The organism is Lysinibacillus sp. RS10 (genome assembly GCF_041956855.1).
In the GTDB taxonomy this organism is placed as follows: Bacteria; Bacillota; Bacilli; order Bacillales_A; family Planococcaceae; genus Lysinibacillus; species Lysinibacillus xylanilyticus_A.
This window is the reverse complement of the sequence record NZ_CP167122.1, coordinates 2126975-2151492: the sequence shown is the minus strand read 5'-3', so window position 1 is coordinate 2151492 and position 24518 is coordinate 2126975. Positions and strand designations below refer to the sequence as shown.

The following is a 24518-nucleotide window of genomic DNA, read 5'->3' as shown; positions in this document are numbered from 1 at the left end:
GACTAACAGTTCATGTTTTTCCAATGGCTCAAGTCTAGAAAAGGAAATGGTTGGTGATTTAACGCTTGAATTCCGTGAGCAATTTAAAAATCATTCTCCTGCAAAGATTTTAAATACCAGTTATGTAATCTCTTTGGAAGGTTCAGGCAATCCAATTTTTATCAATCAGGCAGGACAAGTTTTTATTTGTTCTAACGATACGGGAGAAATCGAGCTATTAGCTGATTCATTCGAGGAAATGATTGATGAAAATTTTTTTGAATGGTAATCAGCCTCTTATTTAAATTAGATTCTAGAAACACAGATTGATACTTTTACTAAAAATGAAGCAAAGGATAAATGATATGAATAAGCGATTACAACACATAATCACATTAAGAGAAAAAGGTCGACTAGAAGAAGCAAATCAATTAATGGTAGCTCTAGTTAAAGAAGATCCTGAAAATGGATTCTACCAATTTCAATGTGCATGGACTTATGATTCATTAGGAAAAGAAAAAGAAGCTGTCCCTCACTATGAAAAAGCAATTCAATTAGGGCTAAAACCTGAAATATTAGTAGATGCTTATTTAGGATTAGGTAGCACCTATCGTACATTAGGACAATATGAACAGGCGAAACATATTTTTGAACAAGCCATAAGCGAGTTTCCAGAAGCTGAACATTTAAAGGTTTTTTATGCTATGACGTTCTATAATCTTGGTGAACATTCAAAGGCGATGGAAACTATATTGAAAACTTTACTACTTACAACAAATCATAAAGAGATAAAAGATTACAGTAAGGCTATTAAATTTTACAGTGATAAGCTAGATCAAACGTGGGATTAGTAGCACAAAATCATAAAAGATCAGGCACCTATTTGTGGACCTGATCTTTTGTCTTTTGAACATACTTAGAGTTTCTCGATAAAACGCTAAAAAGTATCGATAAATCCACAATATTAGTCGATAAATTTAGTATTCTTCTCGATAAAATGAGTAAAGAAAGTGATTCTTAATGGAAGAATTTATTTTCTCACAATTTATGCTGTTAACATTTTCTTCATGAATGATAATATGATGTAATAAGAACATACATTCCCCCTCTTTTAATTTCTTCACGGGAATATTTTGTTTTTTTATAAAAATAAATTGGGTGCGAGAATATATCCTTAAGTATAATATATACTGTCGGATAATCTGTATTTTTCCATTTTAGGTTTATAGTGCCCTATTGAATAAAAAATGGTGTTGCAAGGAAAATTCATACACAACACTACAATTCTTGTATAATGAATTATTTTCATACAATAGCTTTATCTTGATCTTTTAGTGCTCAAAAAATTGCACTATATCCGTAAGTAATTGACGAATAGCCAAAGGAAGATGACGATTTTTTAAATACACCACATACACATTGCGTCGTAAATTTGGACAGTCTATTTCTTTTTGTACAATAGTTTTAGCTGTAGGGCCTTTTAAATAATTTTCAGGTAGAATGGTAATCCCTAAGTTTTCACGAACGAGTGACACAGCCGTCTCAAAACGTTCGATTTCAAATTGGATATTAATGTTTTTTTCAGCCTTGTCAAATGCATCTAAAATGTCACGTCTCGTTTGAAAGCCCTCTGTACCAATAATAAAAGGCTCTTCACTTAAATCACCGATCGTCAGTTTATCCTTCTCCGCTAATGGGTGATTTAATGGTAAAACAGCTACAAGTCGCTCTTCATATAGGCTCTTCACTTCTAGCTCTTCATCATTCATGATCTGGTTAGTAATAATTAAGTGTGTTTTATAGCTTTTGAGTGATTTTTTGACACGCTTACTTCCTAAAATATCCACTAGATGAATCATCATTTGTGGATATCCCTTTTTATATTCTGTAATGACTTTTGGTAGCCAATGCTTAATCGATTCCATAGCGCCAATCGTTATTTCACTTGTGCCATGTACAATGACCTCATCCATTTCTATTTTTAAAACTTCCATGTTTTTCAATATAACTTTTGCCCGTTCATATAAAAGCTCACCTGCTTCTGTTAATTGCAGATTTCTCGTATTTCTTTCAAGTAATGGTGAACCAACTTCATGCTCTAACTTCTTTATAGCATTGCTTAAGGAAGGCTGTGAAATATGTAGTTTTTCAGCTGCCTTTGAGAAATTCATTTGGTCCGTCACTGCTATAAAATATTGTAATTGTTTAAAATCCAAAACATCCTTCTCCCCTATTTATAGTTAAAAGCTATAGATTAATATTAATTATATATTAGCAATTATAATTATGCGAATATATAATAAATTTATAACAATATTAACACTACAATAATATTGAAAACGGAGTTGATATAACTATGTATACAATGACTGAACAAAAACAATGGAAAGGCCGTATAGATTCAACGACAAATTCGAGTAGCTTTCGTTTACATCAAAAAGTAAAGAGAATTCCTATTAATGATGTAAGCGCTTCAAATCATCCGCATGCCGGAATTGTTGGCTTTATTTGTGATGAAGGTGTACGTCGAAATCAAGGACGTATAGGGGCAGCGAGTGGACCTAATGCTCTGCGTGAAGCATTATCTAGCTTACCTTGGACTTTTAATGATGAGCAGCAAATTATAGATGTCGGTAACGTTATTTGTCTTAACCATGCATTAGAAGAAGCGCAGGGTGAGCTCGGTGAAATTGTCAAAACATTGCTAAATAATAAATTACAATGTGTTGTGCTAGGCGGAGGACATGAAACGCTATACGGACATTATTTAGGCGTTCGTGCTGGCTTACCAAAGGATGCAAAAATCGGGATAGTCAATATCGATGCTCATTTCGATTTAAGACCATATGATGAACAACCATCGTCTGGTACAATGTTCCGTCAGATTTTAGAGCAGGACCCACATGCAGATTATTTTGTTCTAGGCATACAACGATACGGCAATACAAAAGAGCTATTTGAAAAGGCCGATGAATTGCACGTGAATTATGTGTTAGAAGAAAATATGACGCCAGAAAACAATGCGCAAATCATGGATGATCTTCAGCAATTTATGGATAATCATGATTATGTTCTTTTAACGCTATGTATGGATGTGCTAAACGCTGCATTTGCACCGGGTGTTAGTGCTCCATCACCGTTTGGCCTAGATCCAACGACTGTACGAACGATACTTCAAAAAGTAACTTCGCACCCAAATACTCATTCTTTTGATATTTGTGAGGTCAATCCTTCACTTGATGAGAACGGACGCACAGTTAAATTAGGTGCTTATTTTGTCTATGAAGCACTTAACAACTTACTTAGGGGGCAAGGTTAATGATCGAATTCAATCAAATTACAACAATATTTCTAGCAGTCGCTCTATTCGCATTGGGCGGCTGGCTCATTAATAAAATAAGTTTTTTAAAGCGCTTTTGTATTCCAGCACCTGTTGTTGGTGGCTTACTATTCGCCGCTTTGGCAACTATTTTAAAGACAACCGGCGTATTAGAAATTTCACTTGATACGTCATTACAAAGCTTATTTATGATTACGTTCTTCACAACAATTGGCTTAGGGGCAAGCTTTAAACTTGTTAAGCTTGGTGGAAAATTATTAGTTATTTATTGGTTGGCTTGTGGTTTCCTTGCCTTAATGCAAAATGTTATTGGTGTCTCACTTGCATCGCTGATGGGCATTCATCCATTAATCGGGATGATGGCTGGTGCTGTTTCAATGGAAGGTGGTCATGGTGCAGCAGCAGCATTTGGACAAACTTTAGAAGATCTAGGTATTTCATCAGCCATGACAATCGGTGCGGCTGCAGCTACATGTGGTTTAGTCGCTGGTGGTTTAATCGGTGGTCCTATCGTGAAGTACTTAGTTAGTAAATATAATTTAACGCCAGATGAACAAGAAACGGAAGAAATTGAATATGAAAATAAACATGAACAAATTACATCTGATTCATTCTTTACACAAGTATTATTAATTACGTTCTGTATGGCAGTAGGTACATATGTTGGAACATTATTCTCAGAAGCTACTGGCTTCGTATTACCTAGCTATGTCGGTGCAATGTTTGTAGCTGTGCTAGTGCGCAATATTATGGATAAAGTAAAACCTGAAGCGATTAACATGAAAAGCATTTCTATAATAGGCGATGTTACTTTAGGGATCTTCCTTTCAATGGCACTTATGAGTGTTAAATTATGGGAAATCGCTGATTTAGCACTTCCACTATTCATCATTGTGTTCGCACAAGTATTCTTTATTGTCGTATTTAGTATCTTTGTATTGTTTAAATTACTAGGAAAAAATTACGATGCTGCGGTGATGGTGGCTGGTTTTGCAGGTCACGGTTTAGGAGCAACACCAAATGCAATGGCCAATATGTCAGCCGTTGTCCAACGTTTCGGTCCATCCCAAAAAGCATTTCTTGTCGTGCCAATAGTAGGAGCGTTTTTAATCGACGTGTTCGGTATTCCGATTATTATTACGACGATCAATTTATTTAAATAATCAAAAAGCCGTGCAATTGTCCGTTAGTGACAGTTACACGGCTTTTCTATTAACCTATAAATTATTGTAATATTTCACTAACAGTTACAAATTCATAGCCTTGTTTTTGCAAATAAAGAATAACATTTTCAAGACCATTGGCTGTCGATTGATGAATATCATGCATTAAAATAATGCTTCCATCTTTCGCTGACGCTTTCACATACGATAAAACTTTATCAGCATTGCGATGTTTCCAATCTAGTGTATCGATTGACCATAATATAGATGGCATCGTAATGACTGACCGAACTTTATCATTCGTTGCCCCATATGGTGGTCGGAAAACTGTTGGATACTGACCGATTGCGTTATATATAGCATTGCTAGTTTTATCAACTTCTTGTTTAACAGCTGATGTCGATAAGCTTGTTAACTTCGGATGGTTCCATGTATGATTGCCAATTTCATGACCGGCCTCATAAACTTGTTCTACGATTGCTGGATTTTTCGATACATTTGTCCCAACCATAAAAAATGTGGCCTTTGCATCATACTTCTTTAAAATCGCTAAAACTTGTGGTGTTACTTTTGCATCCGGCCCATCATCAAACGTTAAAGCCACACGCTTCTTTTGCCCTTTCGCTACTGGTACACCTTTATTGTATACTTTGTTATCAAGTATTTGAATATTTGCTAGCTCTGAAGCTTTCACATAACCCTTTTGGTCACCCGCTTCTACATAAGCCCATCCTGCAATCGTTGTATAGTGCTGAACGACCGTTTTATTGGCAAGTGTCCCAACAATCTCGCCACTTGGACTAGCAGTTACATGAAGCACAGCACCATTTACAGCATTTACTCGTTTCTTTGTTGCAACTGGTTTCTTTATAGAATTCGTAGCAACATAGCCTGTTTCATGACCATATTGGACAAATGACCAACCTCCAGGTGCTGATCCATAAACAAAAATTAGCGTGTTTTCATTAAGCTGTCCTATTTTTTGTGCACTTGGACTAGGATATGTAAATAAAGTTGTACCACCTTTTTTCGTTACTACATATTTTTCAGACGTCAGGTTTTTTAATGTTGCCGTTTCTACGTATCCCTCAAACTTTTGATCTTTAATATGAGTCCATTCCTGATTTACAGGTGTAGCAGTTACATAACTTCCCTTTGCTACTTGCCCAATTACGGCACTATCAGCGGAAGCTTCTGCATAAACTGCTGCGTCTTTTGCTACTGATTGAATAACGGTTGTACCCTCAGCCTTTGCAGAAGTAAAATCTACAAATACAAAGCTGATTAAAAATGTCAAAAAAATTGCATAGGGTAAAAGCTTTTTCATTGTTCAACACCGCCCTTATCATTACTGAAGTCTTTTTTCGTATGTTTTCTCTAAAATATTCTAGGATTCGACTCTTATTATAGATGAATAGACTATTCCAGAAAATAGTATGAATCAACTAGTTTTTGTGATTAAAAATTTCTCTATTAACATTTTTCGGTAGCTAGGAACAACGGCATATTGTTGAAATGTTTACTGATGCTTTTCTAAAAAATCTTTCATTGTTATTTTGATAGCATGTAACACCTCCCCTCTTAAATTAAAATGGTTGATTGTATCCCCTAGCGTGAATACATTGTTAGCTATTTTATCGACATCCAAATGATTCCCAACATTTGTGCCGATCAAAGGCTCCCAAAATGCCTTCTCTTTTTGGGTGCATGAAGTCACCCTATTCATAAGACGATTGAAGCGCTTAAAAAAGTTATTAATTTTTTCATATTTTTTTCCTCTTATAGTGCATCAAACGCTGTAAGTGCATCTTCAATATGAAGTGGTGGTGTCCAAGCTTGCCCTGCCGCATTAGTCGTAACGAAAATATATTGTTCTCCATGTTTTTCGATAATAGTGGCTAAGCAAAGACCAGCCTCAGGTGTGTAGCCCGTTTTCCCCCCCAATATTGCACTTTCTCCACTTGGAATTTTAGTAAAAAGTGAGCTTGATATTGTTAGCTCATTTGGTACATGGGTTATATAGCTTTTAGAAGTCAAAATTTGATAAAATGTAGGATTTTCCATCGCATAACGAAATAGCTTACTAATATCACGGACACTTGAGACATGAGCGTCATCATGTAATCCGCTGGCATTTACAAAATGCGTATCGTCCATCCCGAGTTCATGCGCTTTATTGTTCATTAACGTCACAAATGCCTCTTCACTACCTGCAATGGCATCGGCAAGCGTCCCTGTAGCATCTGCCCCAGAGGCAAGCAATGTCCCATATAATAAATCCTCTATCGTCACAAAATCCCCTGCCTGAAAGCCAGCCATGGATGCATTTTGAGCAGTAAATTTTGAAATTGTTTGTGCTTCTACAATTGTTTGCTTCTGTAGATCAGGACTCATCTCAATGGCAACGATTGCTGTCATAATTTTCGTTAATGATGCAGGATAAATAATGGCATCTGCATCTTTTTCGTATAATACATCTCCATTTTTATTCAGTAACAAAGCATTTTTGCTATGTAACGAAGATAGATCTATTTGCGATTGTTCCGTTGTGTTATTTGTATAATAAAAAAAGATTGCAGCCGCACTTATACAACAAAATAAGATAAATTTTTTCATAAAAAAACGCCTCCCACACATTATAATAGGAGGCATTTCTGAATATTCCTGTAGGAGATTTATGAAGAAATTCTTAAGAATTGATTTTTTCATTCATAAAAATCATCGAAATCTGAACAAATTCTTGTGATTGTTTTATTCGTTAATTTAAAAAATACATCCTGAGATACTTCTAGCTTCAGTGCATCTTCCTTTTTTAGATCAGCATATACACCACGTAAGATGCGACCTGTTAGACCATGTGAAATAGCAATAACTTTCGGTATATGTTGAATGTCTTCTAGCCAAGCACTTAGTCTTCTCACGACCGAGTCATAGGCTTCTCCTTGAGGAGCATTAAAATACCAGTTATACAGGTCTGTGTTATGAAAAAGGTTTGGCCAAGAACTTTCTATTTCTTTCGTTGTTAACCCAGCCCATTGCCCCACAGCAACCTCGGTTAAACGATCATCTTTTTCAACATTCTTCAAATCAAATCCAATTGTTTCACAAATTATTTCAGTACTTTGCATGGCTCTTCCTAATGGACTCGACACAATTTTCCATTCGTTAGGATCGCCAATCAAACTTTTCAGCATTAGAGCATTTTGTTGTACTTGGTGTATACCAACTTCTGTTAACGGAGAATCCAGCTCTCCCTGATATCGTCCTTGTGTATTATATTCAGTTTCACCATGACGAAGTAAGTATAACGTTTGATTCAATGTTGCTTCCCCCTTAATCATTACTACTATTAAAATAACAGAATAATATAGACAAATCCCAAAAACAAGCAGAATGGACTATAGAACCAAGTATCATATCTAGCAAACTGTGAATGTTTTATTTTTTTAAAAAATCCAACATACTTAAAATCACCCATTGCCCTAACAATGAAAACGAAAGCACAGACAATACTTCCGATTTTAGATAAACTATTTACTTGGAACTCCTGCAAGTAACCTGCTTGCACAACAATTATGACACTAGCCAGTAGAATAAGAATAGCTACGATTAATGTTCCCCATTTTCTCGGAGTAAAGGCAGGTTTCTGCTCTCCCTCTTTTACAGGAATTGCAACAGCAGAACCCCAACGACCTCCAAAAGCCCAATAAATATGCAACAAACTGATTAACCACAGAAGCCCACAGCTATTAATATTAATAATAATTTCATTCGTTCGCCCCCCATGTCATAAATTCAAACAAAACATACACTACCGTATGTTATAGTAAAAAATTTTGTCCCTTCAGGTTTTATAACCGTATTAGGGACGTTTATTATCGTGTCAGGTGTGTTGATTAGTAGGTTTATTATTGGCCAATAAAAGGATTTTTTTGTTGATATTATGCCAATGTATGCCTATTTTATTGTAGCTAAATTCAGTGTCCAAATTATTTCCAATGGATTCAAATGGTTAATCAATACACCTGTTATCGTGTATTAAAAGCTCAACCATTCTATCAATATCAAAATCAGGATTTGCTTCAAACCTTGTCATCCATCCTACATACGTTAAATAGGCAAGTCTCGCTCGATCAATGGATTCAGTCTCGTTTATGCCCAATTTTTGATACAATTTTGCAACACAAGAAATTCTCTGTTCTTCAATATCCACTAATCGCGCTGCCACAACAGGGTCATATTTAGCCCAAGTATAAATGCCAATTTCCATTTTTTTATCTCGATTAAAACTAATCTTTAGTAGCTGTTCTAATGAGGCATCCTGTTGCTCCATACTTTGAACAATTAGCTTTGTTGCATGTATTTCCCAATAGTCGAGCATAGAATCTAACAGCTCTTGATGATCACGAAAATAGTGATAGAAGCTCCCTTTGCTTATTTTTAATAATCGAGCAAGTGCTTCAATGCGAACTTTATGTATTCCTTCTTCAGCTAATTGTTGTAATCCTGCTTTTATCCAATCTTCCCTCGTTAATTGCATGTCATCTCTCCAATAAAATACGGTAGCGTATGTTTTAAGTTAGATTACAATTATTTTCATTTTTTGTCAATTATTCATTCTGATTATTTTTATGAACTTTAATGTTATTGTTAATCGTAACATTGATCGTTATCACCCTTGGTAAAATACAAGCACATAGTAAAATTATTGACACAAGTTTTTTCATTATTCATCCTCTTTTCTTATTTCTTTGTGAACCATGGCCAAAGGTAACTTAAAAACCTTGGCCATGGTTCACAACAACTAGAATGTATTATCAAATAGATTTTCTGTTATGCCCAGTAAAATATCTTCCTCTGTAAATTCCATTAATTCCTCTTTCATAATATTCTCCTGTTGAATGAGGCGGTTGGATTGAATGGTCACAAGTTTTTCAAATAAGTTTCGGATATAACGACCGTTTGAGAAATTTGGAATCGATTCGACTGGAATTTGATGTAATTGGTCCTTCATATGGTGTGCAAATGCTTCACCATATTGATAATCATTATTTTTACATAGCATGGCGAAAATATCATAAAGCTCATCCGTGCTAAAATTATCGAATTTGACAAAATGATTGAAGCGTGATTTAAACCCTGGATTGGCAAGCAAAAATTCCTCCATGAGCTCTGTATAACCAGCAACGATGATCACTAAATCATCACGTAAATCTTCCATCGCCTTTAACAGGCTATCAATCGCTTCTTTCCCAAATGCGTCTTGTTTATCATTGATTAGTGAATAGGCCTCATCTATAAAAAGCACGCCACCTTTTGCTTTACTCACGACTTCCTGCACCTTCAAAGCCGTCTGACCCACATACCCTGCCACTAAGCCCGCACGATCTGTTTCCACAAAATGCCCGCTTGAAAGCACGCCAAGATACTTATACAGTTGGCCTATTATACGCGCCACTGTTGTTTTTCCTGTGCCTGGATTCCCAGAAAACACAAGATGGTATGTTATCGGGAAGCTTGTTAAGCCATGGTCGACACGCAAGCTTTGAATTTTAATGAAGTTAATAAGATTATGTAATTCCTTCTTGGCATTAGGAAGCCCCACAAGCCCATCCAGCTGCTTCTGTAATTTCTTAATCTCTCGCTCAATTTCTGGTGTTATGCGTAAACGTTCACCATAGATAAATTCACCACTATAAATAATCTTCCCTGCTTCATTAAAATAATCTCCCCGACCATGCTTTTCACCATTTACAAGTTCCCCGATATAACAAGCCTGTCCATTAGCATAATAAAGCGTACCATGTCCTGTCATCGTATCCTCTTTAAATTGACCCTCCGCTTCGAGCTCACCTAGTCTAGAATAGATTTTTCCTTTTCCATGTTTCATATCCTCAAAGAAATAGCCTTCATACTGAAGTATTGTTACACCATTTGCAAGCTCCTCGGCACTTGGCGACTCAGGTGCATAGTAAAGCTTTCCTGCTCCTTGCATATGGTGCCAAATAAAATCACCTTCATATTGTAAAAAACCACTTGGATAGTATTGTTTTCCCTTGCCTTTTTTCATGCCATGGACAAAATCACCCTCAAATAGTGGCTGATTTAAATGGGGATGCTGTGTACGAAGCTCTTTAAATGGGGCAATAACATCTTCCTCAAAATACAAAATTCCGTAACCATCCATTAAATCATTGCGAAAATGTCCCTCGTAATAGACCTTTCCGTCCTTATATAAAATTCCATTCCCTTGTTTTTTATTTTGAATAAATTCGCCCTGATATATCATTTGTCCTTTTAAATACATGATTCCGTTACCTTGCTTCATATGATTGGCGAATTCACCCTCGAATAATAATTCACCTTCCTGGTCAAATATCGTCCCCTTTCCATCATAAATGTCATGTCCAAAGTCGTTCTTCTTCACACCGCCACGATACATTAATGTACCATTTGGATAAAATATCTCTTTTTCTTCATATTTATGTGTCATTTGATTGCCATCCTTTATCAATTCAGTATATGCTCAATTATAGCGTGGAAAATAATGCATATGTGCGAATTTTTAGAATTTAAGGAGTTTAACATGAAAAAAAGATACAAAATACTAATTGCGATCCTATTACCTCTTATCATTTTATTTGTTTCAACATTACTACTAACTCGCGATTCAACTTTTGATGAAGAGGTTATTGAACGACTTGATATCAAGGAAATTAAGGAAATTGAAGTAATTCGAGCTTCGGATGAAAAAACAATCACGATTACAGATGCGAATAAAATCAATCAAATTATGCAACAATTTGATGCCCAGCCACTTCGCAAAGTATATTTTGCTAATGCGGATTATGATGAGGCTTATTGGTTAACGTTACATATTAACGATAATCGTGAAATTGGCTTACGTTTGGATGACGCAAAGCATCTATTTGTTTATTTATATGAGGAAAACTATATGAAAGATTATGAGCTTTTAGGGGATTTAAATACGACCTTTATTGAGGAACTTTTTTAAGAACTATAAATACCATACCAATGGTAAAAATCCGCTTCAAGTCTACGCGGATTTTTACCATTTACATAGGAAGCTTCTAGCATACTTATGGACTGTCCGAATGTTTATATATAGCGATAGTTTTGCTGCATCGATTGAATCGTTTCAATGATCTCTTCTCTAAGCTCAATTGGCTCTAACACCTCTATGTTTGCTCCTTGGCTCAGCAGCCACATTTTAATGCCACGTCCAAAAACTTCTGCTTCAAATAAACATTGTCCATCTTTCTTGGATACTATTTTTGCAGTTGGTAAGCGATCTAATACAGCCTGCGGAGAAGCTCCTTTAAAGACAAATTTTATACGCATCAGCTCGCCAGCATGCATAAACTGAATGCGTTTACGAAACTCTCCTTCTTGAAAACGCTCGGCATAAGGTATTTGAAATTTTTGATTGAGCTCAAGAAAATGTTGTATACGGTCGACCCTATAGACAATGGGCGAATCCTTTTCATGTTTATTATCATAAGCAATTAAATAAAAGTAGTATTCTGAGAAAATAACGGCGAGCGGTTTTAAAATCTTTTCTCTAGGAATTGTTTCACATTCACGCAAATAATCAATTTTAATGATTTTCTTTTTTTGAACGGCCTCTGAAAGACCCCAAATTAAATGTAATAAAGATTTTTTATGATTTAAATCTACGTACAAATGTTTTTCATTTAAAATAATATTGTGAATAAATTCCTGTTTATCGGCTGCAACAATCGAAATAAGTTTATCTATAATATCACTCATTTCTGATTTTAGAAGGGCTCTAGATTCAATCAAAATTTTGACAATCGCCAACACTTGCTCTTTTGATAAAATACTTTTCCCTGTATTCGTCAGCCTGTACACCTTTTCTACTCGCACATATTCTAAATGGCAATCTAATTTAGCTTTATCAATATAATCGCGAATTTCATTCAAATCTCGTTGTATGGTTTTTTCACCAACATTATGTGTAAATGCTTCTTGTTTTTTGTTAATTCCTTGACCATCCATCAGTCTGTCAAACATTGAAATGACACGATAGCCTTTATTTTGTTGTGAATCTACCATATATCCCACTCTTTCTTCGTAGTTACTTCCCCATTATACAAAATGAGTTGGACACTATTAGTCCTTTTAACTATGGAATTTCTATATTATAGGTATAATTGGTACTATACTAATTTATCAACAAAACACCATTAAACAGACTAAACATACTATATTTTTGTTATAATTAACTTTAATTTTACAATTAACCCTACACAATGACCAGGAATATTGGAGGGCAATGATATTCATCTTTCATTAGTTCACCAGGTGAAGGTGTAAGTTGATATCAGTTCTAAATTTATCAAAACCTAAAAGGGAAGACTCCAATAATTGATTTCAATTATCTTTTCAAAAAAGAGTTTCTATTAAAATACAAGAGCCAAAGAGGATGCTAACTAATGAAATATTTTACTAAAGAATGGTATGAGCTGTGTCAAAAAACAAGTTTCCACCTACATTTAGAGGAAGAAAAGCAAACTGAAACATTTTCAGAAGAATATTTTCAACAACTTTATCACACCGAGTTAGATAGTTGGCTTAATTTACAAGAAGAAATTGCTCATATAATGGAAGCCACCGAAACAGTAAATACAGACGGTAATAACGAATATGAACCTTTTAATAGAAAACAGGCAATAGAACATTTTCATGATGGTTTCATCTATGATCAAGAGCGTTTGAAAAAGGAATTACCAGAAACTATATTAAAACAGATAGCTGATATACGGGTATTCGCTTTAAATAAAGCAACTCGTACGGTTATTAACGCTGTAACTAAATTTTGTGAGGAAAATAATAGGTCTGTAACAGCCACAAGTGAGAAATATAGAAGATATATGAGAGCAGCCTCTAATACACTTGATAAAGATATTATTGAGAAGTTTAGATTTCACGATTGTACGATTATAAAATCTGTTCAGAATGACATGTCCTTAACATTACTCCTTGATAATACAGGTGGATTTACAAATATAGATGAAGTTACTTTTGAAAATTTTAATATAATAAAGCAAGATGATTTATTGGAAGATGCATGGTGGCTGTATGAGGAAGTATATAAAGTAAATGACAAATATGAGTTTCACATCTTGCTTCAAAATGGAGAGATGGGATTAATCGACTTTATTATTTCAGCGGATCAAGTTTCCTTTAAAAGTAACAAAAAAATTCATTTTTAATTCCCCGACTATAGGGATTGCCTTTTACTAATCCCATTAAACTACCATGATGGAATGAAATTATTTTTCCCTCTCTGTGGTGAAGTCTTGTTTTCATGTAGGGCTAGCGGGGTGTTTTTATAATATGCAGAATAACCCTTGACCATTTTGTTTTTCAACATTAGTAAGGGCTCCAATCTCGTTGATTGAAGCCCTTATCGGTTTATTCCTCTATTCTTACCGCTGTTCCGTATGCTAATACTTCTGATGTGCCATCCATGAAGCGCCAACCATATTATGAAATCTTGCCACAATATCTGTTATTGAGCATACAAAACTTCTATTTTTTATATTTTTGAACGGCTTGGACAGCTTCTTCAATGGAAGATGTAATGATTCCATTACGTTTAATCAAGCCTATGACAAATAAGTTGCGATAAACAAATTGATTTTCCATTCCGTCACGTACAAGTGCCTCAATTTTCATCATATTGTCTCGACCTTGTTGACGAACATCTGTAAATACGCCAACGATTGGTCGATTCAGCATCGCAAATGCACCTATCTCTGCTGCTACACCCGAATCAATCTCAACACCATCTAAAACGGCTACTAATACATCACTATTTTGTAGCATCTCTAAATCCGCTTGTGCAATCGCCAAACTATCTGCGTATGCGGTTTTATCATTGATCGCATCATTCTCCTGTGGTACATATAATTCAATACCTTGCACTGCCTCTCTAATTGCCGCAGCAAGTTGTTCGTTGACTAAACGATCTCCTAAAGAAAATAATCCATTTGCTAAATATGCTTTCATGATCAAACTCCTATTCCAATATTTTTTTCAAACACTATCTTATGTCGACCTTTATGATCAACAAATGTTGAAACAATGTCAAATCCATGTTTAAGATTTGTGATAAGCATTGCCTTTCGCTCATTTCTACCATATGTACGAACTTTTTTAAAGCCAAGAATCTGTAAATGTTCATGCTGCCGTCTCATTAACTGACTTGCAATCCCTTGACCACGTTGTGTTTCATGGACACCACCTAACCAGCTATAAAAAACACCATCAGGATGTGTGTAACCTAATTTAAAGCCTATTATTTTCTCATTCTCTACAGCTAATATACAAATTAGCCCTTCTTTACTTTCAATTTTTTCTAGTGGTAGATTTGTTCCATCAAATACATGGGCATGAATTTCCTGCAACTGCTTCAACCAATCATACGGTACGCCTTCAATTGTAACGATATGCATTTGTCTCACCCCTATCTGTATTGTCGTTAATTATAGCAGAAAAGGTTGAACTAGAAAGTCGAACCTTGCATATTCATTTGTGTTGTAGTTTTCTGTAAAAATTGAATTCATAGAGATGCTGCGGGGTTATGCTTAGCTACCTTATTCCCTCTGCGATCATTCTAAATAATCGAAATTAACTATTTTATGGATATTTTTATATTATATATTTTCGTTGCACGACGCATTAAGTATACTTGACATAATCACCTTAGATTAATAAAAGGAGGTAATTTCATGGCACCATTAAATAGTTGGCTGACAAATACGCTTCGTCCTTATTTCGGATTACATCCCATCGAAGAACATTGGGGGACGATTGAAATCCGAAATGATTATTACATTTGCATGGACGGTGATATCATAAAAAAACGTATCTTCGTTAATGAGCAAGCTTATCAAGAAGCGGATGTAGAGATCCCGACAAGAAATTGTGAAGTAATTCTCCCTCAAACTGCCCGCGGTAAAGAGAAAAAAATGAATTATACCAATATTTCCAGCGTTAAAGCGAGCGGGGTTGTTTTTTCTGCTGGCGTGCGTAACGAGGACCAGCCGTCCAGCTACATTAACGCTCGCAATACGAAAACCTTTTTCGAACTGCCACTGACCAACATGAAGAATTTAACAAGCAAAGTGGATATCGTTGAGTGGCTACATCAGTATCCGTCAAATTTGCCTCCAGATTATGATTTACAGCTGGAAAAGCTCACAAGGAAAAAAAGCTTGCGCTATAAAGCTGTTCCAGGAGATATTTTCCGAGTAGAAATTGATTTATTCACAGACGGTTTTGTACTTGTTATCGGAGATTTACGCCAAATGCAAAAGGATGGTCTGTTTTCGAAAGATAGCCTATGGAATGATGTCATGACGGTGCCGCTTTTTATTCGACCTTATCTGTTTAAAACAACAAATCGTTTCCCGAGTCTTGAGGAGATTACATCAGTCCAATTATCTGAACAAACCTTGATTGTTATGGACGATCAATTTATGCGGGGTGGCTATGAAAAAGTTGGACACAAAATGCTAACTGAAACAGATATTCTTCTGCCATTTGGTTACGGTATAAACATCGATTATGGAAAAGAAGAACGCTACCGCCTTTCCTGGGGAACAGGAACAATTAGCAAGTCAGAACAAGATACTTCTTTTAAGACGGGAAGCCGTTTTTCTAATTATGGTGTACATGCAGGCATCGATGTCGAGTGCTTTGATAATTCTTCTTGGTCTCGTTCACTGGATAATCCGTTATACGTAAAGGAGCGCAAACAGGCTCTGGCGGAATTTGGCTTTCCAAAGGATATAACATACGATGAATACAACCGTCAAACAGATGGGCTCACTAGGCTGGAGTATTTAGATTACTTATCGAAAAAATATGCCTGCTCCCGTAAATAAATAATTTATATGCACATGTAGTCAGGACAATTATCTTAAACTAGATACCTTTTGATTTGCTGATTAAATACCTTTTTATAATAAATTTTACGTGGATAACGTTCTTCTTTCAGTACCTCGTAAAGAACACATTGACCTTCCTTGTAGAATACGGTAACACCTTCGCATTCATCATAAAGGTGCCGTGATAATTGTTTTACTGATTCATTAGCTTCTTTTCCACTGATTCTCCATCCGAATCTGATCATATCGCTCTGGTCCAATGCGTCTCGATAAGTATCAAAAACAATACACGTATCTTGCTCATGTTTATTGGAAAACACTAGTACATGACCAGTATGTACAGGCTGGTTAAGATAACGTTCGTAAATATCTTCGATTGGTGCACGAATACCAATAGCATCCATAATCGCTTTAAAGTTCGGGTGAGGTATGTATTCATCTTTCCATTCGTCGGGATAATGAACTAGTTCTGAAATCGATGTCATAATCCAAAATTCATAATTCAAATTAAATCTCTCCTTTTCCAATTAATAATACAGAATGAAATGGTGATTAATAATGTACGTTAACAGTATAGCTTTTCCATGTTTGGCATGTAATAAAATACCTGAGAAAATAAAATTAAACAAAAATAATTTTGAAATCGTAGGATTTGAGGAAGGAATTGAATGGTCCGATTTTCAAGCCAACAATTTGCCTTCTCTTGATGAAAAAATATGGGCACGATCAAGTAATCCTCCTGCTCACTCAATTGTTAATTATTTCTAAACTAGAGTGCAGCTGTAAAGATAAAAGCACGTCCATCCGCATTTAAAATCTGTAGCCCATTATTCGTTTCAACCAATGGTGTATCCCAATGAACATGTCCACAGCAGACCAAAAGCTCAGCAGAGTTCTGTAGTTCTTTCCAAATATGTGGATTTCCAGGTAGACCTTGTGAGCTAATCTTCGGACTTTCATGAAGTAGCAGGATGTCAGGAACTTGCCTTAAAATGTGTCGAAGTCTTGCTAAATAATCGTCTTCTTCCATTCGATTTGGTTTATCTACTCTACCAATAATTCCTCCGAGTCCTGCTACTGCAAGATTAGCGTACATCATCTTCCCTCCATCCGAAAAGTAATGAATACCTGTGGTAGAACCCAAATCAGCTTGTTCCTCATTTGTTAATAGATCATGATTTCCAGCTACACCCGTGACAAATCCAAAATAATTTCTAAAAGCACTCCATACAGGCAAAGGATTTCCACTAGCACCCCTTTTGGTTAGATCTGTATACAAGTCTCCACATAAACACACCATCACCTTAGCTGGGTCCAAATCTGACAAATGGATTTGGAACAAAAGGAAAAGCACTTCCGCAAGTTCCTCACCTAGTAACTTTGGTGCTTGTTCCACCTGCTCTTGCTTATAATCCACGATGCCTTGTAAATCAGATGCAATAATCAGGGCATCTAGCTCCTTTGGCAATCCAAGTATCTCTCCCCAATAAATAGGAAGCAATTCAGAAGAAATCCCTGTTCCCTTTGATGTTGCGGTAACGTATGGTATTTTCTCTAAAGGCTCCCTAGCAATATCAACAATTTTCAATGCTCTTTTTGTATGTTTTTTCATTTAAATACATCATCCTTAAAGTTCCCCTTACAAATAAGTGCCAAAGTAATATTTCATCTTTTCTTGCGAATAACCGTCTATACCTCTCCAGGTTGCCATTGACATAAAATCGGTACCCCGTCCACGCTCCTTACGGTAATCATCCTTAGATTCTAGTAAACCGATATATCCCCAAATCTCCAGCACTACGTCACGTTCATGCTGATTCGACGGTAAAATATCCTTCCAACGTTTCTCAAGCTGTCGAGCTGCATCTTTATCTTCACAAGATTCAACAGCCTCAATCATCCGCTTCAATATGTCCACATCTTCCTCACTAACTGTAAACATCTGTTCTTTGCTAAGACATTCAAGATCCAACAGACAATAAACCAGCCAGTTTAAACGAACGCCTCCCCACTTTACACGCTCGAAATTCAGTACATTCAAATCTTCGTCAATATAAGTTTCATCTGACATCAATTTGTGGTCATTGCAATACCCACAGGCACTGTAAGATGGCTGTTCTGCTAACCATTCATAGAATGTATGTTCAGGCAATTTATGCGTGAGGGCCCAACTTGACAGAGCACTGCGTAAATGAACTTTACGAGTAGATAAACTATGTAAAAATGCTTGCACTACAATTTCCTTCGTAATGACTTCTTGATGAAGTTGCCGAAGTCTTTTTACGCATTCACCATGTGTCAGCGTTAGTGGATCAAACATTAGTCCATGATTTTTGGCATACTGGAAATCTTCATCTGTAAACGTATATCCACCTTGCCTCCAACCGCCTGATTGCCAAAATGTATTAAACAGAATTTTCTTTGCTTTGCGATCCATTCATATCCCTCTCTTTCATTGGTTCAAAACTCAAAAAGCGCTCTATTATCTTTCATTTGCTCATTTTTACAACTTCAACACTGAAGCTCTTTAGCCTTTTTCAAATAACCATACGCTTCTTTCAGCGGTAACTGCAGCATGTCAGCAATTTCTTTGATAGACATTCCACGCTTGCTCATTATCAGCACTTGCTTAGTCAATTCAGCTTCCTTGCCTCGGGCCGCTTGAAAAGCAGGGTTCAATAGAGACTCCCATAAATCTTTATCGGCATATTCATCTGCTGTTACAATCTCTTCAATTATTCGTTCAAGCTCCATACACGTTATTTTCCATGTCGATTGATTATCATTTTTCTGAGCAATTAGCTGTAGAAACCGCTGTAGAGCTAATTGAAACTTTAAAACTGAACCAGCCAAATAACTGCCTGCATCCCAGTCTCCCATACCATGCATGAGAACAGCTACTGGTTGCCCAGGTTCGGCTGTCTCTATAATCATTGGATCGCCTGTCAGTTTCATATGCCCAATCACAAGCCAATCAGCCTGCCATGACCCCTCTTCATCATAAATAAGAGAGTTCCCTTCCAGATCAATGCTATATCCTAACTGCTCACGTTCTAAATATTCTGGATCAAACATTTCAACATCGATCCATGCTGCAAGTTGCTCACTTACCATCTTCAATTGTTTTAACTGCTCAAAAAGCTCAGCATCCAATCTCATATTCACAAATCACCTACATTTAATCAATTTTATAGCATTAATCCCTTGCCCCATTCATGCCTATACCAATCTTTCTCTTTTTGAACACTAGATGCGATTATTTAACAGATTGACTTTTCTTCGCCAGCTCCTCTGCTAGGCTTCTCCAAGAATATTTCCACGAGGACTTCGCCAATTCTTCTTCATCTTGTTCCAGCCAATAATCGCCATCCAGCAGCTCATACATGTCAAGTAGGGTAATCTCTGCACAAGTTGGATTTTCAAAAGCTGCAATCATCGGCTCTGGTCCGTCATCCCAGTTATAGCCGTTAACAACTGCGTGCAGTAGTACCGGAGAAGAAAGTTTTCTGATCATATTACTCATCTTATCGAGCGATTCTTTATATAAAATATTATCTACTTTGCGTTGTTCTTCAGAATCTAACGTGAGTCGGATAGCCCCTTTGGTATTCAGCAATAAATCAGCAATGGTATTGTTCATTCTTGCTGCGTTCCAAGCTGTCGCCAAAATACCTTTAGGGGAATTCAACTCCACTCCATACTCAAGTAGTAACTTAATTACCTCTACTTGCTTGAACTTGACCGCTTTCTTTAGGACCGTATCTCCTAACTTATCTACCGCCTCTAACTCTACGTTTCTCTCAAGGAGAAGTTTAATCCCTTCAAGCAGCATTCGATTCGTGACAAAAAGCATTATAGGCGTTCTTCCCCTTGCATCCCGTTCATTCGGATCAAGCTGATTCACGCCTGCACGAACAATTTCAATATCTTTAGATTGACTAACTTCTAACCAGTCCATTTGTCTCTCCTTACCTGTCAATCATTGATGAAAAAATCTCCCGCACCAATTAAATCTACTAGCGGGAGACCATTCTCTTCATAATTATCCGATTGTTTCTACAACGTTTCCTTCCTGATCTTTAATGTAGGTTTTCATTATTTGGAACGAAAGCCCCGTTATAGTAGATAATTCTAATTCTTTTTCCTGCGGTATCAAGCTTTGGCCAAGTTCCATGGCTGCCTTTTCATTCAACGAAATGATAATATCCTGATCCTCTACACGGAACTCGGATTTTTCCCCTGGTTTAAATACAACTCGAATTTCCCGACCAACGAGAGTGAGGTTTTTTCCTTTTAAAATTCGGCCGCGCAGTAGTTTGCCAATGATTCCTGCCTGCTTTGCCCCTAGCATGACTTTATCAGGATGTTTGCTGAACCATCCCTTTTTCCCTTGTTCCCATGCCAGTTGGTCCACAAATAAAAAGCCGGTGTTCGAGCCTTCTTCATTCATTCCTTTTTCTACTGCTTCTGCAATTGATGAAATCTGTAAAAGAGATGCCCGATCTAAATCAGTAACGTAGCTTGGGATATACGCTAGACCTGCATTTAGCACACCTAATGTATTCCATGTTTGCATCGCTTCAAGCTCATCACCTGTAATACCTACCATTTGAATAAACTCCACTTGTCCATTTGGTGTATTAATAGCAGGCAACTCAGGATCAAAAGTAAAGGCAAGAGCCGTTAAAAGCGTGTCTTCACCTAGGCAGATTGGACCGTTTGCATCCAAATAATCACCAGATTTAAAAACATTGCCACTATTAAAAACATATCTTCCCATGTTTTGTAGCAAATTCAACGCCCAAGCTGGTGGCTCCTCCTCATCTTCATTACGCGCAAGACGAAATGTTAGCTCAAACCCATATCCACTGTAGTCAGCATCCTCTGATTCTTTTTCATATAACTCAGAAAACCCATATGTTACAAAATGCCAGTGCGGAACTGGTGTCTCACTTTTATAAGCGCTGATTCCTCGCAGTGGATCATCGCCTCCTAATGAATATGGAAGAATGGTTCCATAATGCTTTGGCTCCTGTTCCCCGTAAATTTTTAATAACTCCTCATCAATTGCATCCCAGCCAGTTGCCGTTACTTCTTCGCTCATCAATAACGCCTCCTATGTATTTTTAAAATTTTTTGTTTTAAGGTAATTTACGAATTCGTCTTTTTGATCTTTCAGGCTGCCAAGCTACTAAAATTCCTATTTCGCCTAATGCCATATTAACAGCCGTCAGATGCTCGTCCTTCACTTCCCATATCCAGCGATCTTTGTCGAGTAGACGAAGTACTCCTCGCTCTTTGTCATCATGGATCCAATCGAGCAATGTTTGATGAACTACTTTGATTTGCAAATGCTTCCCATTTAACACATTGTATGGATACACCATTCTCAGCATACTTGTCGTATATCGCCCAAGACCTGCATACATTCCAGGCGCTTCCTTTTGAAAAGCAAAGCCATTCTCAAACGGGAACATAGATGTGCAATTTTCTCCCGCTGCATAATGCAATGCAGCTGTGATTTTTTCTGCTGTATATACAATGCCATATGGAACATGAAATGGCTTCACTACTTTATTAAGCCAATCAGTTATTGCCCCGTAAACCTCTTCAATGTTCCCGTCACAATGTGCTCCTATATGCGGAAAATTACCATATTCACCAGTTTGATAGGTAAAAGCGGCATCCCAGGGTAATCCACCTCGTAAATCACTGTAAATCCAGTAAGAAGTAACCTTTCCATTTATTATTCGCTCTTCTAGTTCCTCTATAGGCACCTCAAAAAGATCATGATCCCCTTCATGATCCCCATCACTTAAATACTCGTAATAGCTAGCTCCTGTAATAGGCATTCCAATGGCAGCAAAAAAAGATGTTCCAATGTGAATAGCGGCCAATGGACTAATATCACTCGTGTCGTAAAGCGCAACACCTGTACACAAATGTATTACCTCCTTCATAAAAATGATAAATGCTTAACTACGGAGGATTTCTCGTTATGTATATCTTTCATATGATTAATTAAAGCATGGTTTCCCCCTAGAATTCTACTAATTAAACATTGATTTACACATTAAAGAGAATATTACCCATTCCATTACCGCAATATTATAACGGAATAGGTTTAATTTCATGCAATCGTTAGCGGACATCTGGTAAATAAGTGCGATTCAAGGGTATAACCACTTAAAGGAAAAATGTTCACTTAGCGATATGAGGTAAAATGCTAGTGAGATTATAAAGAGGTAAGCCCCGGTAGATGTTAGAATTTTGCTAATCTCTCCGAGGCTTTTTTGAAAGCGAGGTAAAAAATAAGGTTAATGATGTAAGTTTTATCCATATAGCATGGCTGGTGCACGAACACCTTGTAAATAGTCTGCAAGCTTCCCAGCATATACTTTTTCTAAATAGGGTAATTGTGCGATACAATGTGGTGTCATTAATGCTGGGTTTTGATAAATTTTCAAACCACCAACCTTTAAAAGCATCGCCACAAATTGTGAGCAAAAATAGGCACGCTCTCTTCGAACCTCCTTTTGCATGACAACCCCAAAGAGTCCAATAAAATTATATTTATAGCGATCTCGATTACAATACATATAACGTACAAATTTCATCATTTCTAAGTATTGATCATGTGAAACTCTGCAACGATAAATGACACAATCTGCTGTCTCAAACAATCCTCTTTCTGCATCTTCTCGCAAAAAACCGCCGCTTAGAGGATTATTTAGCTGCTTACGTCCAAAGCTATACATGTCGAAAAGCTCCTCATCGAACGCAATAGATGCATGATTCATCTCTTTCCCAGTATACATTCCAATAGCTTTTGATAATAATGTTCCTGTTTTTGTTAATACTATGTAAATGGTGTATGCCATTTCTTCACCTACTTCAATATTCTTTACTACTACCAATACGGATTAAATCTTCAAATAGTTTCGTAAATTCCATTTTTTTATAAGTATATAATTCAAATCTTAATTTTTTCCTCTATAGAAACTTAAAAATTTCTTAATTTTTTTGTATTTTTCATCTACTAACTCAGGAATCAATGTTTGCATGCCTTTTATTTTTCTACTACCTTTATTTATATGTCTTGAATCTTAATCTTATGTGGTGCACAGATGGGGTGTGAATGATTTTTTACTGGGGGAGTTGGGGTAAAATATATCCTCTCGGGGATGTACCTTAATCAGATAGCGACGATAGATATTTATAAATTAAAGAAAGTCACTCATTATTTTTTCAAATGAGTGACCTTTTCATATTAGAAATTTTTCAACTTGTCTTTTCAATGCTGGATTTTTAAATCTTAATTCTTCATTATTTCCTAGGTGTTGCTACAATTATTTTGATATATTTTCATCGCTTCTTTTAAAAATATTTGTTCTTTTTCTGTAAAAGGATTCGGAAATTTGAATGATTCTGTGGATGGTAGTTTTTCTTCAATCAAATCTAACTTTCCTTTCAAGGTTTCATTCATAAGTACTAAAAGTGTTCCAACAGTTTCTTGGGATTCTTTAGAAGAAGGTATAGCTTCAGTGAGCGTTAAATGTTTAATTTCAAATAAAACCTTTGTCCATTTTTTATCTAAATCGATTTCTTCGGATTTATTTATATTAAATAATTCATCAGTTATATCTTGTGAAAAGTGTTCTTTAAACCATGTTTCAGTATTTTCAGCAAATATTAATTTTTGTAGCATCGCACAAAATATGTCGATATTGATAACTTCCTCATCTTTTACTGTTTCAATAAGATGATTTAAATCAGATAATGTATTAATAATTTCAAGTTTTTTTGCTTCAAATAACTGTTTTTGATCGATTAGAGATTTTAAGATCACTTCGCCTTTAACAGTATTTTTTTGAAGCATGTCTTTAATTTCTTTTAGCGACAAACCGAGAAACTGTAATGACTTAATGTTTTGTAGAATAGTTAAATCCTCATTTGAATAAAGTCTATGTCCACCCTCTGTATAATCACTTGGTTTAAGTAGGTCTATACTGTCATAATATCGAAGTGTCCTAATACTAACACCAGACTTTTGCACAAGTTCACCTATCGTAAATATACCTTTTCCCGACAAATTAT

At 36.2% G+C, this 24518-nt stretch carries 25 protein-coding genes and 1 pseudogene; 7 read left to right on the top strand and 19 right to left on the bottom strand.

The annotated features are described in order from the left end of the window. Positions 1 to 46 precede the first annotated feature (46 nt). Together ACB089_RS11025 and ACB089_RS11020 are read left to right on the top strand one after the other, a co-directional pair. Positions 47 to 268 (top strand): hypothetical protein, encoded by a 222-nt coding sequence (locus tag ACB089_RS11025; protein ID WP_374966437.1) that lies wholly within the window; start codon positions 47 to 49, stop codon positions 266 to 268. Positions 269 to 344: 76 nt separating this feature from the next. Beyond that, positions 345 to 830, top strand: coding sequence for a tetratricopeptide repeat protein (locus ACB089_RS11020; RefSeq protein WP_374966436.1), 486 nt, complete (start codon positions 345 to 347; stop codon positions 828 to 830). Positions 831 to 1310: 480 nt separating this feature from the next. Here the strand turns inward: ACB089_RS11020 and ACB089_RS11015 are convergent, their stop codons facing one another. Next, positions 1311 to 2195 carry a LysR family transcriptional regulator gene (locus tag ACB089_RS11015; RefSeq protein WP_374966435.1) on the bottom strand — a complete coding sequence of 295 codons (885 nt, stop codon included), beginning with the start codon at positions 2193 to 2195 and terminating at the stop codon, positions 1311 to 1313. Between the two features lie 140 nt (positions 2196 to 2335). Between ACB089_RS11015 and hutG the strand changes: the two genes are divergently transcribed. Both hutG and gltS read left to right on the top strand, forming a co-directional pair. Then, positions 2336 to 3298, top strand: coding sequence for a formimidoylglutamase (hutG, locus tag ACB089_RS11010; RefSeq protein WP_374966434.1), 963 nt, complete (start codon positions 2336 to 2338; stop codon positions 3296 to 3298). Continuing rightward, on the top strand, positions 3298 to 4482 hold the full coding sequence (gene gltS, locus ACB089_RS11005) for a sodium/glutamate symporter (RefSeq protein WP_368635023.1): 1185 nt from the start codon (positions 3298 to 3300) through the stop codon (positions 4480 to 4482). Before hutG ends, gltS begins: the two co-directional genes overlap by 1 nt. 61 nt (positions 4483 to 4543) lie before the next feature. Here gltS and ACB089_RS11000 read toward each other — a convergent pair whose 3' ends face one another. The 6 genes and pseudogenes from ACB089_RS11000 to ACB089_RS10975 all read right to left on the bottom strand — a co-directional run bounded on the left by ACB089_RS11000 (position 4544) and on the right by ACB089_RS10975 (position 10975). After that, entirely contained in the window at positions 4544 to 5809 is a 1266-nt protein-coding gene (locus tag ACB089_RS11000) for a polysaccharide deacetylase family protein (protein WP_374966433.1), read from the bottom strand. A gap of 452 nt (positions 5810 to 6261) precedes the next feature. Then, positions 6262 to 7098: a D-alanyl-D-alanine carboxypeptidase family protein gene (locus ACB089_RS10995; protein ID WP_374966432.1), complete on the bottom strand. Its 837-nt coding sequence runs from the start codon at positions 7096 to 7098 to the stop codon at positions 6262 to 6264. 89 nt (positions 7099 to 7187) lie between these two features. Then, a complete protein-coding gene (locus ACB089_RS10990; RefSeq protein WP_374966431.1) occupies positions 7188 to 7802 on the bottom strand; it encodes a histidine phosphatase family protein in 615 nt (204 codons plus the stop codon). A 29-nt stretch (positions 7803 to 7831) separates the two neighbouring features. After that, a pseudogene (locus ACB089_RS10985) lies at positions 7832 to 8253 on the bottom strand (DUF3995 domain-containing protein). Positions 8254 to 8494: 241 nt separating this feature from the next. After that, entirely contained in the window at positions 8495 to 9022 is a 528-nt protein-coding gene (locus ACB089_RS10980) for a TetR/AcrR family transcriptional regulator (RefSeq protein ID WP_374966430.1), read from the bottom strand. Positions 9023 to 9286: 264 nt separating this feature from the next. Beyond that, positions 9287 to 10975, bottom strand: coding sequence for an AAA family ATPase (locus tag ACB089_RS10975; protein WP_374966429.1), 1689 nt, complete (start codon positions 10973 to 10975; stop codon positions 9287 to 9289). A 93-nt stretch (positions 10976 to 11068) separates the two neighbouring features. On the opposite strand from ACB089_RS10975, the gene ACB089_RS10970 reads away from it, so the two are divergent. Beyond that, the gene (locus ACB089_RS10970) at positions 11069 to 11497 is read left to right on the top strand and encodes a hypothetical protein (protein ID WP_374966428.1); all 429 of its coding nucleotides are present in this window, start codon (positions 11069 to 11071) and stop codon (positions 11495 to 11497) included. A 104-nt stretch (positions 11498 to 11601) separates the two neighbouring features. Here the strand turns inward: ACB089_RS10970 and ACB089_RS10965 are convergent, their stop codons facing one another. Further along, on the bottom strand, positions 11602 to 12579 hold the full coding sequence (locus ACB089_RS10965; protein WP_374966427.1) for a helix-turn-helix transcriptional regulator: 978 nt from the start codon (positions 12577 to 12579) through the stop codon (positions 11602 to 11604). Positions 12580 to 12959: 380 nt separating this feature from the next. Between ACB089_RS10965 and ACB089_RS10960 the strand changes: the two genes are divergently transcribed. After that, positions 12960 to 13739, top strand: a complete 780-nt coding sequence (locus ACB089_RS10960) for a DUF4085 family protein (protein ID WP_374966426.1) — start codon at positions 12960 to 12962, stop codon at positions 13737 to 13739. Between the two features lie 319 nt (positions 13740 to 14058). On the opposite strand, the gene ACB089_RS10955 is transcribed toward ACB089_RS10960, so the two are convergent. Then, entirely contained in the window at positions 14059 to 14538 is a 480-nt protein-coding gene (locus ACB089_RS10955; protein ID WP_374966425.1) for a nucleoside 2-deoxyribosyltransferase, read from the bottom strand. A gap of 2 nt (positions 14539 to 14540) precedes the next feature. Further along, complete coding sequence (locus ACB089_RS10950) at positions 14541 to 14984, bottom strand: GNAT family N-acetyltransferase (RefSeq protein WP_374966424.1); 444 nt, start codon at positions 14982 to 14984, stop codon at positions 14541 to 14543. A 276-nt stretch (positions 14985 to 15260) separates the two neighbouring features. On the opposite strand from ACB089_RS10950, the gene ACB089_RS10945 reads away from it, so the two are divergent. Beyond that, complete coding sequence (locus ACB089_RS10945) at positions 15261 to 16418, top strand: immunity 26/phosphotriesterase HocA family protein (RefSeq protein ID WP_374966423.1); 1158 nt, start codon at positions 15261 to 15263, stop codon at positions 16416 to 16418. Positions 16419 to 16453: 35 nt separating this feature from the next. Here the strand turns inward: ACB089_RS10945 and ACB089_RS10940 are convergent, their stop codons facing one another. From ACB089_RS10940 to ACB089_RS10900, 9 genes are all read right to left on the bottom strand, one after another. Continuing rightward, positions 16454 to 16927 (bottom strand): hypothetical protein, encoded by a 474-nt coding sequence (locus tag ACB089_RS10940; protein WP_374966422.1) that lies wholly within the window; start codon positions 16925 to 16927, stop codon positions 16454 to 16456. Positions 16928 to 17190: 263 nt separating this feature from the next. After that, complete coding sequence (locus ACB089_RS10935; RefSeq protein WP_374966421.1) at positions 17191 to 18033, bottom strand: metallophosphoesterase; 843 nt, start codon at positions 18031 to 18033, stop codon at positions 17191 to 17193. 27 nt (positions 18034 to 18060) lie between these two features. Beyond that, positions 18061 to 18858 carry a hypothetical protein gene (locus tag ACB089_RS10930; protein ID WP_374966420.1) on the bottom strand — a complete coding sequence of 266 codons (798 nt, stop codon included), beginning with the start codon at positions 18856 to 18858 and terminating at the stop codon, positions 18061 to 18063. Positions 18859 to 18932: 74 nt separating this feature from the next. Further along, positions 18933 to 19580, bottom strand: a complete 648-nt coding sequence (locus tag ACB089_RS10925; protein ID WP_374966419.1) for a hypothetical protein — start codon at positions 19578 to 19580, stop codon at positions 18933 to 18935. Between the two features lie 97 nt (positions 19581 to 19677). After that, entirely contained in the window at positions 19678 to 20379 is a 702-nt protein-coding gene (locus ACB089_RS10920; protein WP_374966418.1) for a DUF4274 domain-containing protein, read from the bottom strand. Positions 20380 to 20463: 84 nt separating this feature from the next. Further along, positions 20464 to 21525 carry a suppressor of fused domain protein gene (locus ACB089_RS10915; protein WP_374966417.1) on the bottom strand — a complete coding sequence of 354 codons (1062 nt, stop codon included), beginning with the start codon at positions 21523 to 21525 and terminating at the stop codon, positions 20464 to 20466. Between the two features lie 37 nt (positions 21526 to 21562). Continuing rightward, positions 21563 to 22363, bottom strand: a complete 801-nt coding sequence (locus ACB089_RS10910) for a hypothetical protein (RefSeq protein ID WP_374966416.1) — start codon at positions 22361 to 22363, stop codon at positions 21563 to 21565. A 390-nt stretch (positions 22364 to 22753) separates the two neighbouring features. Then, the gene (locus tag ACB089_RS10905) at positions 22754 to 23302 is read right to left on the bottom strand and encodes a hypothetical protein (protein WP_374966415.1); all 549 of its coding nucleotides are present in this window, start codon (positions 23300 to 23302) and stop codon (positions 22754 to 22756) included. Between the two features lie 452 nt (positions 23303 to 23754). Beyond that, positions 23755 to 24513 (bottom strand): MerR family transcriptional regulator, encoded by a 759-nt coding sequence (locus tag ACB089_RS10900; RefSeq protein WP_374966414.1) that lies wholly within the window; start codon positions 24511 to 24513, stop codon positions 23755 to 23757. Positions 24514 to 24518: the final 5 nt, after the last annotated feature.